16 protein-coding genes and 1 riboswitch are annotated in these 18597 nt (G+C 39.8%); of the genes, 2 read left to right on the top strand and 14 right to left on the bottom strand.

What is annotated here, in order from left to right:
• The first annotated feature begins 62 nt into the window (after positions 1–62).
• Positions 63–698: a YhcN/YlaJ family sporulation lipoprotein gene (locus tag L2716_RS12485; RefSeq protein ID WP_236335523.1), complete on the top strand. Its 636-nt coding sequence runs from the start codon at positions 63–65 to the stop codon at positions 696–698.
• 120 nt (positions 699–818) lie between these two features.
• Here the strand turns inward: L2716_RS12485 and lipA are convergent, their stop codons facing one another.
• On the bottom strand, positions 819–1718 hold the full coding sequence (gene lipA / locus L2716_RS12490) for a lipoyl synthase (RefSeq protein ID WP_236335555.1): 900 nt from the start codon (positions 1716–1718) through the stop codon (positions 819–821).
• 219 nt (positions 1719–1937) lie between these two features.
• Here lipA and L2716_RS12495 point away from each other — a divergent pair, with 219 nt between their 5' ends.
• A complete protein-coding gene (locus tag L2716_RS12495; RefSeq protein WP_236335557.1) occupies positions 1938–2918 on the top strand; it encodes a M23 family metallopeptidase in 981 nt (326 codons plus the stop codon).
• 87 nt (positions 2919–3005) lie between these two features.
• On the opposite strand, the gene L2716_RS12500 is transcribed toward L2716_RS12495, so the two are convergent.
• From L2716_RS12500 to L2716_RS12560, 13 genes are all read right to left on the bottom strand, one after another.
• Complete coding sequence (locus L2716_RS12500; protein WP_236335559.1) at positions 3006–3116, bottom strand: MetS family NSS transporter small subunit; 111 nt, start codon at positions 3114–3116, stop codon at positions 3006–3008.
• A 1-nt stretch (position 3117) separates the two neighbouring features.
• Complete coding sequence (locus tag L2716_RS12505; RefSeq protein WP_236335562.1) at positions 3118–4626, bottom strand: sodium-dependent transporter; 1509 nt, start codon at positions 4624–4626, stop codon at positions 3118–3120.
• Positions 4627–4962: 336 nt separating this feature from the next.
• Positions 4963–6525, bottom strand: coding sequence for a Na+/H+ antiporter NhaC family protein (locus tag L2716_RS12510; RefSeq protein ID WP_236335565.1), 1563 nt, complete (start codon positions 6523–6525; stop codon positions 4963–4965).
• A gap of 208 nt (positions 6526–6733) precedes the next feature.
• Positions 6734–6919: riboswitch (Lysine riboswitch) on the bottom strand.
• Between the two features lie 88 nt (positions 6920–7007).
• Complete coding sequence (gene yunB, locus L2716_RS12515; RefSeq protein WP_236335578.1) at positions 7008–7799, bottom strand: sporulation protein YunB; 792 nt, start codon at positions 7797–7799, stop codon at positions 7008–7010.
• Between the two features lie 77 nt (positions 7800–7876).
• Positions 7877–8182, bottom strand: coding sequence for a YunC family protein (locus L2716_RS12520; protein ID WP_236335580.1), 306 nt, complete (start codon positions 8180–8182; stop codon positions 7877–7879).
• A gap of 66 nt (positions 8183–8248) precedes the next feature.
• Entirely contained in the window at positions 8249–9646 is a 1398-nt protein-coding gene (locus L2716_RS12525) for a bifunctional metallophosphatase/5'-nucleotidase (RefSeq protein WP_236335582.1), read from the bottom strand.
• A gap of 19 nt (positions 9647–9665) precedes the next feature.
• Positions 9666–10511, bottom strand: coding sequence for a DUF72 domain-containing protein (locus tag L2716_RS12530; protein WP_236335589.1), 846 nt, complete (start codon positions 10509–10511; stop codon positions 9666–9668).
• A 456-nt stretch (positions 10512–10967) separates the two neighbouring features.
• Positions 10968–12452: a tripartite tricarboxylate transporter permease gene (locus L2716_RS12535; RefSeq protein ID WP_236335590.1), complete on the bottom strand. Its 1485-nt coding sequence runs from the start codon at positions 12450–12452 to the stop codon at positions 10968–10970.
• Between the two features lie 16 nt (positions 12453–12468).
• Positions 12469–12915 (bottom strand): tripartite tricarboxylate transporter TctB family protein, encoded by a 447-nt coding sequence (locus L2716_RS12540; RefSeq protein ID WP_329610119.1) that lies wholly within the window; start codon positions 12913–12915, stop codon positions 12469–12471.
• A 79-nt stretch (positions 12916–12994) separates the two neighbouring features.
• Positions 12995–13999 carry a tripartite tricarboxylate transporter substrate binding protein gene (locus tag L2716_RS12545; RefSeq protein WP_236335594.1) on the bottom strand — a complete coding sequence of 335 codons (1005 nt, stop codon included), beginning with the start codon at positions 13997–13999 and terminating at the stop codon, positions 12995–12997.
• A gap of 542 nt (positions 14000–14541) precedes the next feature.
• A complete protein-coding gene (locus L2716_RS12550; RefSeq protein WP_236335596.1) occupies positions 14542–15219 on the bottom strand; it encodes a response regulator in 678 nt (225 codons plus the stop codon).
• The gene (locus L2716_RS12555) at positions 15197–16813 is read right to left on the bottom strand and encodes an ATP-binding protein (protein WP_236335598.1); all 1617 of its coding nucleotides are present in this window, start codon (positions 16811–16813) and stop codon (positions 15197–15199) included. Before L2716_RS12555 ends, L2716_RS12550 begins: the two co-directional genes overlap by 23 nt.
• 352 nt (positions 16814–17165) lie before the next feature.
• A complete protein-coding gene (locus L2716_RS12560; protein WP_236335600.1) occupies positions 17166–18401 on the bottom strand; it encodes an SGNH/GDSL hydrolase family protein in 1236 nt (411 codons plus the stop codon).
• Positions 18402–18597: the final 196 nt, after the last annotated feature.

The raw sequence follows: 18597 nt of genomic DNA on the forward strand, positions 1-18597 counted from the left end.
TACGTTCTCTCTGTATAACGATAAATGTTCCAGCAAAATCTATATACAGGAGGTGAATGTAAATGAAAAAATTCATAATTGCTGGATTAACTTGTTCCCTGCTTATACTACCCGCTTGCGGAATGGATAAAGGAGATTATGACGGTGCGAATGGTAATGGGTTAAACCGTACGATGGATGCGCGTGATCGTGCTGGTACTCCTGGAAAAACACCTGAAGATGCAATCAATGACTTTGGCTATACACGCATACAAAGTCCTTCTGATGAGAGAGGTCCAATGTCCAAAATACCACAGCTGGATCGGAAGCAACTATCTAATATCATCTCAAGGATGGTTATGCAGTTCAGAGATGTTAAAGATTCAGCAACACTCGTCACAAGTGATAAAGTACTTATTGTGTATGAAGCAAAGACTGATGACCGGAACAAAACTGCAGATATGGTCAAAAAGACAGCATTATCAGTCGTACCCCGTTGGTTCAAAGTCTATGTCTCAGATGATACCACCCTTTTCGAAGATATAGAACGATACAAAAATTTAGATGAAACCACCGCGCATGTAAAAAATAGTGTCGACGGTCTTGTAAAAGAGATGAAAAAATCGCCACAAGGAGAAAGAATGAGCGGATATGAAGGCGAAGAAGGAAAAATGGACACAGATATGGGGATACGAAATCAATCAGGAAAAATGAAATGAGAAAAGCGCAAGCACGTGAAATAGTTGTTGACTAAAATTTAATTCTTTTATGGAACAAGAAAAGGCTGACCCAGCATACGATGAACATCATCGGTATGTGGTCAGCCCTTTTCACTTAAATTATTGTGCGCCTTGTTGACGTTGTTTTGAAGCTGCATTAACCTGCTCATCAGCATGGTAAGAAGAACGTACCATAGGACCTGACTCACAGTGGCTGAAGCCTTTAGTCATTGCAATTTCTTTTAACTCAGCAAACTCATCTGGGTGGTAGTACTTTTGTACTTTCAAGTGTTTCTTAGACGGTTGTAGATACTGTCCAATTGTCATGATATCTACATCATTTGCACGAAGATCATCCATCGTTTGAATGATTTCTTCTTTCGTTTCGCCAAGTCCAACCATGAGACTTGACTTAGTTGGAATATCTGGCTGCATTTCTTTAGCTCTGCGAAGGAATTCTAAAGAACGCTCATATTTTGCACGGGCACGAACGCGTGGAGTCAGACGTTCAACGGTCTCGATATTATGATTAAGAATATCTGGACGAGCATCCATTAACGTCTTCAAGTTATCATAGTTCCCCATCATGTCTGAAGGCAGAACTTCAACTGTACAGAAAGGATTCGCACGACGAACCGCTCGGACTGTTTCTGCATAAACGCCAGATCCACCGTCTTTCAAGTCGTCACGTGCTACAGCTGTAATAACCGCATGCTTAAGTCCCATTAATTTCACAGACTCCGCTACACGTTCAGGTTCTTGAAGATCTAATTCATTTGGCAATCCTGTTTTAACTGCGCAAAAACGACAAGCACGTGTACAAACATCACCAAGAATCATAAATGTTGCTGTCTTACGCTCCGCCCAGCACTCGTGTATATTCGGACAACGCGCTTCCTCACAAACCGTATGTAGGTTATTCTCACGCATCATCTTCTTAAGGCCTGTATAATTTTCGTTCGTATTTAATTTGATTTTAAGCCACTCGGGCTTACGAATATGTTCTTCTTTTTTCGCCATCTAACTCACTCCATCGTAGGATTAGATTTAAGATTCCGGCTTTGAGCTTGCTTACTCTGATCCGATCATCCAATACTTTATTACTGTATCATATTGTTCGACGAAGTTCCATAACCGACGCCGCTCAACTACTTTTCCAACATTTGAGAATCATCATTTGCGTTATTCAATACAAACTAACATTATGGAAAAGATACAGGAAAGGAATGAGTTCCCTGTATGAAAAAAATTGTACTGTTCATTATCTTCATATTCAGCTTAAGTGTATATTCGAATGATACGCATGCAAAAACAGAATATCAAAAGGAAGATGTACAACGATATGGCTTGTATCACAAGATGGAAGCTTTAACATCTGTCCCTTGGTACTACCTTGCCGCAATCGATCAATATGAACGATCTCTTCGTAATGCGCAAAATGACCTTCCAGAAGAAAAAGGTTTAATCGGGATTTATTATTCGCCCGAACAGTGGGCTGGTCCATTAAATCCAAATGTAGACGATCAAAATGCCACAACGATTTCCCTTTTTGGTGGCATCGGGTTAGATGGTAACAATGATGGTAAGGCAGATCGGGACAATGATGAGGACCTTTTGTTTACATTCTCAAACTATTTACAGTCGTACGGTTTTGATGATGAAAACATACGTATAGGGTTATGGGATTATTATCAACGGGATAAAACAGTTGATATTATTACCGGTATTGCAAAAGTATATAAAGAATTTCAAACCATTAGTTTACATGATAAAGCCTTTCCCGTTCCTATTCGCTCCAATTATAGCTACCGGAACACTTGGGGAGATCGAAGAGGTTTTGGTGGTTTACGTATTCATGAAGGAACTGATATTTTTGCCAATTACGGGGTTCCCGTTCGTGCTACAACATACGGCATCGTTGAAATGAAAGGTTGGAATCGCTTTGGTGGTTGGCGAATCGGCATTCGAGATTTGAACAATGTGTACCATTATTACGCTCATTTAAACGGTTTTGAAAAAGGGATAGACAAAGGGTCTGTCGTTAAACCGGGGCAAACAGTCGGTTATGTAGGAAGTTCAGGGTATGGACCTCCCGGAACACAAGGAAAGTTCCCACCTCATCTTCATTACGGAATGTACCGAGATAATGGATACAACGAATGGTCATTTGATCCCTACCCTTATTTAAAAGCATGGGAAAGACAAGACCGGAGGAAATAGCGAGCCAATAGAATTCAGGAATATCAAGTAACTTTTTTATGAATAAAAATAAGGATGAGTCGGCTTGTGACCAACTCATCCTTTAAATTATTCTTTATTTTGTTTAGCTACCTTAATGGCATTTCCAATACTTAAAGCTAGACCGCCCCAAATGATGACGGCGCCTACAACAAACATCGCAATTGCAGATCCTGTCATATTAGCTTACCTCCTTATTTTCGCCATCAATGTCTTTGCTCCAGCGACGTGATGCGAATAAGAATCCAGCAACAAGTGTTAGACCAAGTGCTACCCAACCGTATGTGATTAGGAAGGATACTTCGTATCCCTCGTATGGCTCAACAATATCCGTATACACATTCTTGATCATCATGAAACCAAGAAGTAGTGGTGTAATAACCGTTAGACAAATGACCCACCAGCTACCAAGACGTATGTCAGAAAATTCATTCGCATACCCTTGTAGCGACTTGACCTTTCTAAACACCCATGCAATTAAGATGACTTCGACGAGTCCTGATAATCCTACACCCATAGATAATACGAAGTGATCGACTACGTCCAAGATATATAGTCCACCTTTTGTAGCATAAAGGACGGAAATCAATGCTGAAAGTCCTCCACCGATTGCTACTGCTTTCGTACGAGAAATATTGAACTTGTCTTGGAAACCTGCAATGTACGTTTCACTAATTGAAACTAACGAAGATAGACCCGCCAGAACAAGTGATGTAAAGAATAAGAATCCGAATAACTCTCTAAAGGCTGGCATTTCATTAATAATAGCCGGGAATACCGCAAATGCAAGACCTATACCTGCTGTTGCGACTTCACTAATATCAACACCAGATGCTTTTGCCATAAATCCAAGAGCACTAAATACCCCAATACCTGCTAACAACTCAAAGCTCGAGTTACTGAATCCAGTGATGAATGCGTTGTTCGTAATATCCGATTTCTTTGGAAGATAACTTGAATACGTAATCATAATTGCAAATGCAATGGATAAACTGAAGAAAATTTGCCCGTATGCATCAATCCAGACTTTCGAATCACCAATTCGGCTCCAATCTGGTTTGAATAGTGCCTCTAATCCGATGTTAGCTCCGTCTAAAGTTAGTGCGCGGATGACGATGATCATAAATAGTACGAGTAGTGCCGGGATGAAAATTTTATTGGCAACTTCAATCCCTTTCTTAACACCTTTAAATAAAATACCTAGGGTAATAACCCATACGATTAATAATGGAATGAATACATTTGGAACGATTCCACCTAGTGTTCCAATTTCAGTATCAGCAGCTCCTAAATAGTCACCCATCAAGAATCCGCCTGTATCGTCTCCCCAAGAGAGTTTAAATGAGAAGAAGGCATATGCTAAGGCCCAACCGATAATGACTGCGTAATACGTTGAAATAACGAAAGATATAAGGACTTGCCACCAACCTAGCCATTCCGCTTTTTTGTTGATGCGTGCAAATGTCAATGGTGATGAACCACGATACTTATGACCCATTGTAAATTCTAAAATTAATATAGGAATACCTGCTGTGAGCAATGCGATTAAATATGGTAGGAAAAACGCACCACCGCCATCAGCATAAGCAATATACGGGAAACGCCATATGTTTCCGAGGCCTATTGCAGAACCAACCGCTGCAAGGATAAAGCCTGCTCTTGTCCCCCATTGTGCTCTGTTGTTATCCATGAAAGCTCCCCCATTCTCTGTACAATTTGAAACGAAAGTCTCCTTTTGTAAAAACCTTTCGTTTTTTCTGACTATTTCGTCTATAAGTATAGCGATTTGCCAAAAGCATGTCAAAGAATTTTCAAAAAAATTAGTGATATCTATCTATATTTGTTGTCGTAAAGATTAGTATGAAAATACTACATTTTTTGACATTTACATTATACGAACATAACATTTTGTCTTTGAATAGCGAATTATTAGAATGCTCGGTGATTCCCAAGAATATATTTCCAGTTTTGCACATCAAAAAACCTAAGTGATGAATTGAATCACCACTTAGGCTTTTACAGTGAATTAATTTACTTTTACAGATTTCCAATTTCGTAATACCAATACAACGACAACCATTAGTGCAATAGAAGTCAATAGTGATAGGAGTATACTTTGCGTAAATCCAAGAATGAGGAATCCAACCGAACTGATCACGGCTGCCAATACCGCATAAGGCAATTGTGTCATGACGTGGTCAATATGATTACTCCCCGCTCCTGTTGACGACAGGATTGTTGTATCTGAAATCGGTGAGCAGTGGTCTCCAAATACAGATCCAGCAAGGACAGCTGCAAGGACTGGTAAGAGATAGTTAATATCTGTGGCTGCTGCAATTTCCCCTGCAATCGGTAGCATAACACCAAATGTACCCCATGACGTACCTGTTGCAAATGCCATCACACCAGCAATTAAGAATAAGATAACAGGTAAGAATGCAAGGTTAATGTTGCCATCAACAATACCCGCAAGATATTTACCGGTGCCAATCTCATCAATAATAGCTACGATTACCCAAGCAAAGATCAAAATATAAATTGCTGGAAGCATGGATTGAATCCCTTTCCATACACCAAGTCCGAAATGCTTTCCTGGCAGTCTTTTACCTAAGAATAAGACAATCGTTACCGCTAATCCAAACAATCCTCCATAAACGAGAGATTTTGCAACGTCAGTGTTTTCAAACATTTTAAGTAATGTTACTTCACCATCGGTTGCCTGTGCACCGGTATAGAGCATAGCCGCGACCGTACCAATAATCAATGCAATAATCGGCAAAATGAGGTCTCTTACCTTCCCTCGATCACTTTCAGGAAGGTCGCTTTGCTCTCCTGGAACAGCCTTTTTATCAGGATCAAGAACTTGTCCTTCATTGATTGCCCGCTCTTCATGGGTTTTCATAGAAAATAGATTAATATTGAAAAGTGCTGTTGCAAATACGAGCAGTAATGCTGATAATGCATAGATATTCATCGGAATCATCGTGATGAAGGCTTCTAGTGCACCATAATCCGTAACACTATGTGTAGCCAGAATAGAGCCAATTAGTCCAATGATATAAGCTCCCCAGCTTGATACAGGTGAAATTACACAAACTGGCGCTGCAGTAGAATCAATAAAGTAAGCTAGCTTGGCGCGTGAAATACGATGACGATCTGTAAGTGGACGACTTACGTTACCGACAGCTAAAGAATTGAAATAATCATCAATAAAAATGATAATTCCGAGCACGATTGTGAGCATTTGCGCTCCAACTCGCGTTTTTACTTTTTTTATCGCCCATTCACCGAATGCTCGACTTCCACCTGCAATGGCGATCAGAGAGGTCATCATTCCGAGAAGTAATAAGAACAAAAGGATAAAGACATTCCATGTGTTGACTTCCCATGACCCTGCATCATTTTCGGTGATGAAGAGCCCACGGATGATTTCAAAGATCTTCATACCACTTGCGGCAATGTCAAAGTTTTGCAACATAAGAGCACCAACAATGATGCCTGTCCCAAGTGATAGGAGTACGCGTCGCGTAAACGCGACCATCAGCAATGCCAATAATGGCGGTATTAAAGAATATATTGTATTTTCCATTGGTACAGTGTTCCTCCTTATAATGTTTAGATCATTAATCGATGAAACAACCGGTTATCATTATTAAGTAAGCTTTGTAAATTTCGTTAATACTCTAAGGAAGTATTAACCTCGAAATATTAATAATCCTACTTTTAGGTAAATAAAAAAAAGGTAACGATAGATAGAAAATAACCTATCGTTACCTTTTGTAACGGTTATCCCCCATCGATCACGTAGTTCTCCACTATTCAATATTCCCCGAATAGTGACAGTGCTACACCTGTTCGGTGCAACCCCAACCATATTCGAATGGACATTCAAATATGGTTTCGGCAATGAACCCTTTCGCTTGTGATCATTGATGTCATACTCCCACAAAGCTACTCTTGTTCTATGCTCCACTACCTCATCCGATGATAAGGTTTATAATATTGTTTTCGCGCCACGTTATATTATAATAAAAGTTTTATAAAAATACAAGGTATATGGATTTTACCACATTACTGTGATCCATTCTCTTTGTCATCCTCAGATTTATTGCTTTCCGTAATAGGTATAGTTGGTTGTACGCCTCCTCCTGGACCATAGTAATCTGGTACTTTTCCTGGCATGAATACAGATACGAGCATAATGTTCGTCTCTATTTCCTTTTCATCTGTTTGGAACGGAACGACTACTTGAACTTTAACGACAACATTAATCCAACCTCGAAGCTTTGTATTATTAATACCAGACACTTCAGTTGTTTCAATCCAATCTGATTGAACACTTCCGATTACACGAAGCTTAACCGGTATACTTGGACCTAAGTTAGCAAGTAAAGAGTTGTTTGTCGCTCGCCCTAATGGTATTTCCGTAATATATCCAGCTTGCTCTTCATTTTCCCGCGTCACTTCTACGTCTGCGAAATTGTAGAAATCAGGTTTTTTCCCTTGTTCAATTTGCTCGAGGAGAGACTGTACATTTGCTGTTGCAAGTGACTGTACTTCATTAATTACTTTAGGATTCGTACTTACACTTACGACATTTCCATCCTTATCTTCTTTATACACAAGCAATTCACCAATTTTACCAGAGTCAACGATTCTACTCTTTACCGCACTACGAATTGCAAGTTGAGCAATATCCTCTGTCTCTGTTTCAGCGATTTTCATTAGTGCAGGTTGTATACCTTGATCGACTAACCAAAGTGCCTGGGCAGTCAACAAAATAAATATAATGAATGAAATTATAAAAACGTATTGAAAAGGTAGCGGACCTTTCATTCGGGCACGCCTCCGTATTCGCCACATAAGAAAACCCCCTATCTATTGCTATATGTATGCAATGAATGGGGGTTGTATCGCTATTATTTTGTGTGTATGCATCCTCATTGAGCCATTTTTACCAAAGCTTCTCGTCCAGTCGTTCCAACCGTGATGCCCATGGCTTCAGCTTCCAATGTTACGGATTCTAAAGGTGCATCGAGCAGTTGGTCAAGTGTCCGTACACCTACTGCACGCCCAGCAATGATTTTTCGCTCTGCAAGTTTTTCATTTAACAAAGCGACATCCAATGCTCCACACATAATATATCCTTTGTCATTACTGATTGACATGAAATTGGTTTTCGGTAATGCAACGGTTACACCTGTAAATAAATGCCCATTGATCTCAATAGGGGTGACCGAAATCATCTTCCTCACGCTCCTTTTCTTTACTATGAATATGTCATAGCTGTACAAAGCGTGTTGGCGGTTTACCTATCTTTCTAGGGTTTTTAATTTCCAAGCAAGCACGTCCCTGAGCATCTCCGGCAGGTAATATTTTTTTTCTTCCGAATAGGCTACGGATGGGAGTAGTCTACCAAATGTGAACATGTCTACGGTCCCTACTGAATACACCCTATCTTGCTCGATTGGCTCACCATTGATTAGTATTCTTCTAACGTGGTACTCCCCATCATCCATCAATCGACCTTCCGTTTCTACACCATCAAAAATCATTCGTCCGATGACTTCCCCGCGAAAACCAAGTCCTTTGATCCGAAGGTTAGCAAGTTCATTTGTCAGCGCATGGTGAATCATTTCCTTTAAATATTCACCTTTTAAAAGGAGCTTACACGGGTTGATGGGATGGGGACAGACTTTGTGTAAGTCTCCCTTCGTGACGGGTCCTTCTTTCAATGGCTCGAGAAGGAGCCCGGCATTAATCATACCAATTTCACTGTCACACCATTCTCGGATCGCCTCAGCCAAAAGAGTTGTAAATGGTGACTTGCTAAACCATTCAAGTTCAAGGGGCTGGTTCAGTACAGTAACTACTTCTTGTAAATTTTCATGTGCTTTTTCCGTCAATTGCTTAAGAAGCATTTCACTCTCTTCATCTGGTTGTTGGTTGCGCACATCCATCACTTCTGCTTTTACATGGGTGATTTTACGATGATCAGCGTTCCAGTCAATCTCCATATGCCCAACGTGAAAACCAAACTTTCCTGCTTGACCAATGGTAACTTCATTGGAATGAATGCCATCTGGTAAGACGTGATGTGTATGCGATCCAAGGATGATATCAATCCCGGTAGATTCAGTTGCTAATTGCTTATCCGCTTCTAATCCTAGATGAGACAGTAGAATAAGAATATCAACCTGATCTCGTATTTCGTTTGCAAACTCGACTATGGATTCATAAGGGTCCAACACATCCCAGTTCAACAGTTCATAATACGCTCTAAAGGGTGCCGTTGCCGCAATAACTCCTATTTTCATGCCATTCGGGAGCTCATGGATATCATACGGCTTCGCCCAGTGCGGCCGATTGCCCTCATCATCTTTCAAGTTGCCAAGGATCACTTGGAAATTCGCATCTTGATAAAGTGTATCGAGCTGTTCCTTTGAAAATGTAATCCCTTCGTTATTTCCAATGGTTGCATTAAGAAAGCCCGCCTCATTCATCAGTTCAACATTCCCACGACCTTCTGTCCCTTCCGTTAACGGATGAACTCTGTCCGCATGATCTCCTATGTCAAAACGAACGACACATTCTTTGGCCTCATCGTGCTTTTGTTGTTGTTGCTTAAGGAAACCCATTATTTTAGGCCATTGATCTAAATGGCTATGTAAATCATTTGTATGATACAGATGCAGTTTTACGTTGCTCAATGTATCATCTCCTTTAAAGTTAAAATAAGTCCAGCTGTCTTGGTGCAAGTCCACCATATTCAATCCCGAGGAGATCAATCACTTCTTTCGCGTTATCTGCAGCATCCCCACCTGAGTTGTTATTGAATAATACCGTCAAATCATGACCAGGGGTATGCAGTTCGACTAGCCGTTCTTTCCATTCTATGAGCTCTTCCTTATTATAACGATAAAGATATCGGACATCCCGCCAATTTGGGTTGCCTTTCTTTTGCCAGCCGTGTTCGTTTCGGCCATGAAAGCGAATGAGCGTTTGTTGAGGATGTGTTTTCTCAAGGACTCTAGGTACTGAGCCTGAACCGGCTTGAGGCTCATCGCAAATACTGTGAATCCACTCTTCCTCTCTCATAAAATCAAGCGTTCGCTCAATGTAAGAAGGGTGGAACCAAGATTGGTGCCTGAACTCCAAAGCTACGGGTATGTCCCCCATTTTTTCTTTCGCTAACCTAAGCTGCTCCACATTGTCACGATTACAATCAAACCATGGTGGATATTGAAACAGCACCATTTTCAGTTTGTTTGCCTCTTGGAGTGGTTGGATCGATTCTTTAAATAGGTTGAACATTTCATCTGCGGTCGAAAATGGGATTTCTCCCCTCGTATGCCCTGTCATCCCTTGATAAGCCTTAACCACGAATGAGAAACGATCTGGCGTGTCCCTCACCCACTTTTGGTAGTTCTTAATCGGTTGAATGGCATAAAAGGATGAATCGACTTCAACAGTTGGAAAAAAGCTACTGTACGTTTTCAGTTTGTCAGTCGGTCTAATATCTGGGGCATAAAGAGAATCATGGTCCCCCCAGCCCGTAACTCCAATCTCAATCATACATTCGTATCCTCTCACAACTTTTATTAGGTACTTATATTTTGATTTGTTCTCGATAAAAGTGCAAGTATTTGAACACTCTTTTTAATCACCACTTATCTTGTGAAATTGTGAAAGATAAGTGATGAATAGGGGCTAATTCCCACTTATTTTCGATAAATAGGTTATATATGTTGGGAATCGAGAGCTATTTCATATGTATGTGAATTCATATCAAAAAAACTCTTCTATTTTAGAAGAGCTTTTCCGATCATTATAAGTCCCAGGCTGCCATGCTTAGAGAGACCAAGATGACGATTCCTGTAGCAAGAATAAAGTATTTAATACGTGTCATAAAAATTCTAACCCTTCGTCTTAGTGTTGAATTTGGTCCTTAGAAGACTATTCGGCAATGAACAATTCCTTTCTGGGGTCATAACCAGCAGGCAAAGGGTTAGCACTATTATTACATCTACATCATTGCGTTTTTTTCCGCCCGCGAATAAACGGTACTACAAATGACAATATACTAACAATCAATAGCGAAACGGATATCGGATCATTAATGAATACCATCAAGCTCCCTCCTGAAGCTGTTAGGGCTTGTCGGAATGCTTGCTCCATCATCCCACCTAAGATAAAGGCTAGTATAAATGGCGCAGCTGGGAATGATAACAATCTCATTAAGTATCCTACTACCCCGAATAAGAGTAGTAAATACAAATCAAAAGTACTGAAGCTAATCGAGTAAACGCCAATTAAACTAAATACGATTACAAGTGAAATCAGCAACGGGCGTGAGATATTCAGTATTTTTGCAATGTAAGGAATCAGCGGTAAGTTAAGAATTAATAAAAACACGTTACCAATATACATACTTGCGATGATCCCCCAAAAAACATCGGGATGATCTTGTACGAGTAACGGACCTGGTTGGATGCCGAGGACCAAAAACGCTCCTAACATAACCGCTGTCGTACCAGACCCAGGTATACCTAAGCTCAATAATGGAACAAAAGCACCGCTCGTTGCCGCATTGTTGGCTGTTTCGGGAGCTGCTAATCCTTTCACAGATCCTTTTCCGAATTCTTCAGGCTTTTTAGCTATTCTTTTTTCCGTAATATACCCGATAAAAGAAGCGATTGTCGCGCCTGCCCCAGGCAACACACCTAACAAAAAGCCAAGGAAGGATTGTCTCGTCATCGGTCCACGCATTTCTTTGAAGTCTTGCTTACTAATTTTTAGGTTACCGATGTTAGCTTGATTGCTTAACGATTGATCCTTTCGTTTTAAAACTAAAAAACATACTTCAGCAATCGCAAATAAACCGAGTGCTATGACAAGGAAATCGATCCCTTCCATTAAATTCGGATTTCCGAATGTAAATCGGTTTGTTCCGGTTTGGCCATCTATCCCTATTGTCGCAACGATAAACCCTAATGTAGCTGAGATCAAAGCTTTGATTGTTGAGCCATCTGATAGGCTTGAAATCGCTGTTAATCCAAGAAGCATTAAGGCGAAGTACTGGGGAGGTCCGAAGGATACAGCCACCTGTGCTAATGCCGGAGCAAAGAGCATAAGCAAAACAACTGATACCGTTCCACCTGTAAATGAGGAGATTGCTGCAATCGCTAACGCTTTACCGGCCTCCCCTCGCTGTGCCATCGGGTAACCGTCGAATGAGGTAGCGACAGTTCCTGAAATACCAGGCGCATTTAATAATATAGAAGATGTCGACCCACCAAAGACAGCTCCATAATAAACGCCAGCCATCATAACGAGAGCAGTTGATGGGTTCATCCCATATGTAACAGGAATCATAATCGCAATCGCACTAATCGGACCTAGACCAGGCATCATTCCGATTAATGTCCCGGTCACTACTCCGATTAGAACAAACAACAATCCTTCTAAACTGAAGGCAATTTGAAACCCTTGCATTAGTCCATCTAATGCACCCATAATTCACCAACACCTTTTAAAATGGTAATAATCCTTGTGGTAAACGTATTTGAAGTAAATAGTTAAATAGATAATATAAAACAGATGGAAAAATAATTGAAACCAATGCATTACTCAACCATTTCTTGTAGCCAAGAAACCACGAACAGAAAAATACAAATAATGCTGTAGTCAGAAGAAATCCAAGTCCTTCAAATAAAAAGATATAAAGAAAAATCATACCTCCAACTGAAACGAGGACCAAGATTTCTTTTTTTGGTACTACCCGCTTCTTCCTTTCCTCATCTGATTCCGAGGATTTATCAAAAAATAATAGAACGGCAAGTCCAATTAATAGGATCCCGAGCGCTTTAGGGACTAAATCCGAATCAACTGGTACATATGGATACTCTTTCAACTGAAAGCTTAAATATAAGTAGCCAGTGCTGAACAATATGAGAAAAACGCTGATTTTTTGATTCATTGTTTTAAGCAATTCCATCACCTACTCTTATGATTTGGAGAAGGGACTGCTCTTTTAAAGACAGCCCCTCTCTCAAAAGTTATTTCTTTCCTAGCCCCAGTTCATCTAATAAACTACCAAGTTCTTCGGTTTGTTTTTTAAGGAAAGTTTGATATTCTTCGCTGTTCATGTACATTTCGTCCCAACCGTACTTTTTACGAATATCGGCAAAAGCTTCAGAATCGCTAACCGCTTTAAATTTCTCTTCATAGTATTTGACTGCAGCTGGGTCCATGTCTTTCGGACCGAAAAATCCTCTCCAGTTAACGAACGTTGCATCGATACCTTGTTCTTTAGCTGTTTTGTATTTTGATAGGACTTCACCCTCAAGTCGTTCCTCAGATGTAATACCTAGCACTTTAATTTTCCCTGCTCTCACTTGTTCGACTGTTTCTGCAACACCGGTAGAAAAGACATCCGCGCTTCCGTTGAGGATTTGCGTAAGTGCACCGCCGTCCTGTGAAGATACATATTTGATTTTCTTAATATCGACGCCTGCCTCTTTTGCAAGTTTTACGAATTGCATATGGTCCATTGAACCAGGTGATGAGGTTCCGACAACCGTCACACTGGAAGGGTCCTTTTTCATATCATCAAATAGTTCATTCAGGTTGTCCCATTTCGCATCCTCTGCTACTGCAAATGCACCATAGTCTGCGATCATATTAGATAGTGGTGTGAAATCTTCATAAGATAGATCTGATTGACCATTCAACGGTACAAATACTAATGGTGGCGAAGAAACGAAAATGTTATGTGGATTGTTCGTACTATTTATATAGGACCAACCTACAGCTCCACCGCCGCCTGGCTTATTGACAACCCCCATATCTTTTTCAACGACTCCCTCATCTTCCATCACTTTAGCAACGCTTCTTGCTGTTGTGTCCCAACCGCCACCAGCGCCACTTGGTGCTACGATTTCAATGTTTTTATTCGGCTTCCATTCTCCATCATCCGTGTTTTCAGAATTTGCTCCTTCATTTCCACAAGCTGTTGCAAATACGAGTAAAGATAAGATTGCAATCATCCAAATGTTCTTCATTTTCCCTCTCCCTTTCACAATTTATTTTTAATGTATAACTATCGTAAAAGGAATCGCTTAAAATGTAACCGTTTTCAAAATAATCAGTATTAAAAAAATAAACGTAATTAACCAAATAAAATTTATGTTGAAAAGCACTCATTCATCGCATAAAAAAATGGGACTGTCTGATAAATCCCTAAAATTAAACAAGAGCAAGAAGGCTCGCGGTTCTGTCTAACTACATCGCCTAAGTGCTCGAGGTCGCTTCAATTCCTCTTACAACACCAACACCGTGTTGATTCGAGGAACCTCCAGCGCTCTTACTACCAGCATAAGTGCAACTAAGGCAGAAGCTTCCACTAGAGGATATGCATTGCCAAGTTTTCTTTATCGCACCTGAACAAGGCGATTCCGCTTTTCGATACCCGCGGAAAGGGAGTGGATTTCTAAGAAATCAATATCTATATTTAACAAGGGGCTGCCAGAAGGTCAGTGTTCACTGACTTTCTGGCAGCCCCTCGCTATTTTCGTTCCATTATATGTATTTCATGATCACAATGCTATTTCTCCATAAAGTATTTGCGTTCAGGTCTTCCTACTTTGCCGTAACGCATCTCAGCTGTTCCTTCATTAACAGATATCAAATATTCTAAATACCGTCTTGCTGTCGTTTTTGAGGAACCCAAAATCTCACTTACTTGTTCAGCAGTGATGCCTTGTTGTGAATCGCCTAAAATGTTCTTTACCTTATCTAATGTAATTGGATCAATCCCTTTAGGGACATTACTTGTCATTGTATTTTTCGATTGGTCTCTCCTTACTAATTGATCTACCATTGCCTGGTCGAGAGCTTGAGACGTTTGCATGATTTTACGTTTTTGTTTGTAATCATGAATCGTTTCGTTAAATCGATCTATAGAAATCGGCTTAATAATATAGTCATGCACTCCATATTTCAATGCTTCATCAATTATAGCCTTTTCGTTTGCTGCAGTAATCATAATAATATCTAGCTGATTAAACACTTCCCTAATATCCCTTAGTATCTCAGACCCCAGTCGATCTGGCATGTATACATCTAAGAGTAATAAATCAGGCTTCTTTTCATAAAGCAATTCCATCGTCTCTTTGGCATTTAATGCTTTACCAACTACTTTTACACCTTCTATAGTAGAAAGAAATCTTTCATGGAGATGAGCCACTCTAAAGTCATCTTCAGCAATTACAATGGAAATCATGGTTATCCTCCTTCTGCTTAGGAATGAAAACAGAAAATACAGTTCCTGTTCCCGCCGTTCCACTTACTTCTAGCGTCCCATCGAGCTCTTGGACAATTTCACGTACATTGGAAAGACCATAACCCCGTTGTTCACCCTGCTTTGTTGAAAATCCTCTCATAAATAAATAAGGCATGATCCCCTCTCTTATTCCTGGACCATAATCAGTGACTTCGAATACGATTTCATTTCCAAGATCCGTAGCGAAAAACAAAACCTGTTTAGGTTCTTCATTTATGACCGCTTCAAAGGCATTATCAATTAGGTTTCCTAAAATCGTTACAAGCTTGGATCGGTTAATATGTGGAGGAATCACTTCTAGAGAAGATTCCTCATCAACTCTAAATTCAATTTTCTGCTCAGATGCCTTGCTAATCTTTCCTAATAAAATCGCTTGAACGGTGTCATCCTTTATTTGATCAAAAATAATCCGATTTTGATATTCAGATGTTTGAAATTCATTCTGGATAATCTGAACTGCTTCTTCTACATTTCCTAATTGAAGCATTCCTAGTAAAACATACATTTTGTTTGTGTATTCATGCGTTTGTGCACGTAGATCCTCCGAGTAACGCTTCACTTCGGATAAAGCATTTACCATTTCCCTTACTTCCGTTTTATCCCGGAAGCTTGCAACGACACCCACCACTCGGTTATCATCTAAAATCGGCTTTCGATTCACAATAACAACCCGGTCCTTCAGCGTCATTTCCTGGTCACTTTCAGCCTGTCCTGTATCTAAAACACGAAGCATATGGGTATTTGGAAAGACTTCTTCTATTGGTTTATTTTTCGTATCAAAATCAATGTTTAACAGCATCTTCGCAGACTGATTCATTACCGCAACATTTCCTTGATCATCAATTGAAATAATTCCTTCCTTTACGGAAGAGAGGATGGCTTCGCGATCACGGAACAATGTTGCAATTTGAAAGGGTTCGAGACCCATGGTGTCCTTTCGGATGCTTCTAGCAAGCATATAACTCCCAAATGCGCCAAGTAAAAGTACGATGAGAGAAATTCCAGCAATATCTATTAATTTTGTAACAATAGCAGAATTAATTTCTTCAATTAAGAATCCAACAGATACAATCCCAATAATTTCTCCATTATCATTTAAAATCGGTGCTTTACCTCTTAAGGAAGGTCCGAGAGTACCTTCTGCTTTTGATATGTAATATTCGCCATTCAGTAATGCTCGCGCATTGTCACCACCGACCATCTGTTTTCCGATTTTCCAAGGATCCGGATGGGCATACCGAATGCTATTCTTATTCCCCACAACGACGAACTCTGCGTCAACCTCCTGTTGTATGCTTAAAGCTATAGGCTGGATGATTTCAGATGGGGTGGGTTGGTCAAATGCTTCTTTAATAGTCGGCATAAAGGACAGGGTAGTTGCAGCCTGAAGGGCTAGTTGACCCATTTTTTCTTCCGTCTCTTGCTTTTCCCAGTACGCAAATACGCCTGCTAAAAGAATAATGACACAAACGATAATTGAGATGACTAAGCCAAGAATTTTAGATTGTAAGGATATTCGAATACGTGAGGACATACGAAAAGCTCCCTTTGTATACGCTTTATTTGTAATAGCATAACATAAATATTTTCACCATTAGACTGATTAATTGTAAGTTGAAAATTTACGCACAAATATACCGTGGCATAGTTTCACCATATACCACGGTGTAAATTAATTTATTTAATCGTTAATAACACATATTACCAATTATTCTGAATCTCCAAACTTTACACAATCATTTTCATAAAAAAATACATATCCAATTTTGAATATGTCCCCGCTAATTAAATAGCAACGATGTAACCTATTAGGATGACTACAATCACCTAAAAAAGAGCTCTCAGATTGAGAGCTCTTCACACAATAAACCATTTTATTCGGGAGCTTATTTGAACATGGAAAGGTCAACAGACTCAGCCATTTTCTTATATCCCGCATCATTTGGATGGAGATGATCCCCAGCATCATAATCTGGATGGAAGCTTTCTGGATCATCAGGATCCCTCAGTGACTTATCAAAATCAATCGTGCCATCGAACGCTCCACTTGTTCTGATCCACTCGTTTACTTCCTTACGCGTTTTTTCCTTTTCCCGAGTGTACATTCCAGATCCTTTAAACGGCGTCAATGTCCCACCATAGATTTTCAGACCTTGTTTATGAGAGATAGCGATAATTTCCTTCATTTTCTCAATGATTTTATCCGCATCATATTCTGGATAATGTCTAATATCGTTTAGTCCTTGATGGAGGATTACTGCTTTGACTCCTGATTGGAGAAAAACATCTTGTTCCATTCTCGCTAAAGCATTCTCCCCCTTTTCAGGGCTACTATTAATCAAAAGATTGGCAGAAAGTCCTGCATTTAACACAGACATATTAGCTTTTGAATCCTTATTGAACCTTTCTGCTAAATAATCTGGCCAGCGATGATCTTCATTTGTCTTCGAATGATTCCCGTTAGCAATAGAACTTCCCAATACAACTACGGCCCCCTCCACATCAGAATCGGGTATGACGTCCACACCATCTAGCCAAAACCATGCCTCTTCTTTTGTCTTATAAGCTGAATCATCAGATGTAGATACATGATTTCCAGAATCCGAAATATATGTTGTCTGCATCGAATGCGGATGCCACGAAGTAGGTCCAGTTTCATCCTTAATATAAAGGCTTATAGCTAACTTTTTATTATTTGGAACTTCAAAGTATACAGGATCACTAAAAACTCTTTTTCCTTGGGGGATGGTTACTTTCTTTGAACCTCCAAATGTAACTTTACGATCAGTATTTGGAACTGTTTCTGCGCCTTGTTTTGATTCCGCAACATTCACTTCTTCGAAAGATATTGGTTCGGAACCGAATGTATTGGAAAGACGAATCCTCATCTTATTTCCTTTTAGATGGGGCTTAACAATCATTCGGATTGTTTGATTTTCAAATTTCCCTTTAGATACTTCTTCTTCACTTTGAGCCTGCATACTAGTAGACCAACTGCCTATCCAATTTTCTTCAGCAGTCGTTTTTTTGTTTATAGTTTCAAGATCTCCGAAAGCAGCTATACATACAGAAATCAAAATGATAATACCACTTGAGAGAACAAAATATTGAAAACGTAGCATGAGTGTCTAACCTTTCATGTTATATCTGTTTCTATTTCTATCAACATCTATTCGACATTTGCGAGTGCTATCTTGGGGTAAACCTGGGAATGTATAGGATATGTAGATTGTACCATTCGTATAACACAACAAAGTATTTTATTATTGGTACAAAAAACCCTTGGCATAATCACTGTTATGCCAAGGGTTTCTTCTT

It is taken from the genome of Pseudalkalibacillus berkeleyi (assembly GCF_021608225.1).
GTDB classification, from domain to species: domain Bacteria; phylum Bacillota; class Bacilli; order Bacillales; family Fictibacillaceae; genus Pseudalkalibacillus; species Pseudalkalibacillus berkeleyi.

Bases quoted from the DNA above. Each gene is read 5' to 3' on its own strand.
- L2716_RS12485 (WP_236335523.1), top strand. From the start codon at position 63: ATGAAAAAATTCATAATTGCTGGATTAACTTGTTCCCTGCTTATACTA.
- lipA (WP_236335555.1), bottom strand. From the start codon at position 1,718: ATGGCGAAAAAAGAAGAACATATTCGTAAGCCCGAGTGGCTTAAAATC.
- L2716_RS12495 (WP_236335557.1), top strand. From the start codon at position 1,938: ATGAAAAAAATTGTACTGTTCATTATCTTCATATTCAGCTTAAGTGTA.
- L2716_RS12500 (WP_236335559.1), bottom strand. From the start codon at position 3,116: ATGACAGGATCTGCAATTGCGATGTTTGTTGTAGGCGCCGTCATCATT.
- L2716_RS12505 (WP_236335562.1), bottom strand. From the start codon at position 4,626: ATGGATAACAACAGAGCACAATGGGGGACAAGAGCAGGCTTTATCCTT.
- L2716_RS12510 (WP_236335565.1), bottom strand. From the start codon at position 6,525: ATGGAAAATACAATATATTCTTTAATACCGCCATTATTGGCATTGCTG.
- yunB (WP_236335578.1), bottom strand. From the start codon at position 7,799: ATGTGGCGAATACGGAGGCGTGCCCGAATGAAAGGTCCGCTACCTTTT.
- L2716_RS12520 (WP_236335580.1), bottom strand. From the start codon at position 8,182: ATGATTTCGGTCACCCCTATTGAGATCAATGGGCATTTATTTACAGGT.
- L2716_RS12530 (WP_236335589.1), bottom strand. From the start codon at position 10,511: ATGATTGAGATTGGAGTTACGGGCTGGGGGGACCATGATTCTCTTTAT.
- L2716_RS12535 (WP_236335590.1), bottom strand. From the start codon at position 12,452: ATGGGTGCATTAGATGGACTAATGCAAGGGTTTCAAATTGCCTTCAGT.
- L2716_RS12540 (WP_329610119.1), bottom strand. From the start codon at position 12,915: ATGAATCAAAAAATCAGCGTTTTTCTCATATTGTTCAGCACTGGCTAC.
- L2716_RS12545 (WP_236335594.1), bottom strand. From the start codon at position 13,999: ATGAAGAACATTTGGATGATTGCAATCTTATCTTTACTCGTATTTGCA.
- L2716_RS12550 (WP_236335596.1), bottom strand. From the start codon at position 15,219: ATGATTTCCATTGTAATTGCTGAAGATGACTTTAGAGTGGCTCATCTC.
- L2716_RS12555 (WP_236335598.1), bottom strand. From the start codon at position 16,813: ATGTCCTCACGTATTCGAATATCCTTACAATCTAAAATTCTTGGCTTA.
- L2716_RS12560 (WP_236335600.1), bottom strand. From the start codon at position 18,401: ATGCTACGTTTTCAATATTTTGTTCTCTCAAGTGGTATTATCATTTTG.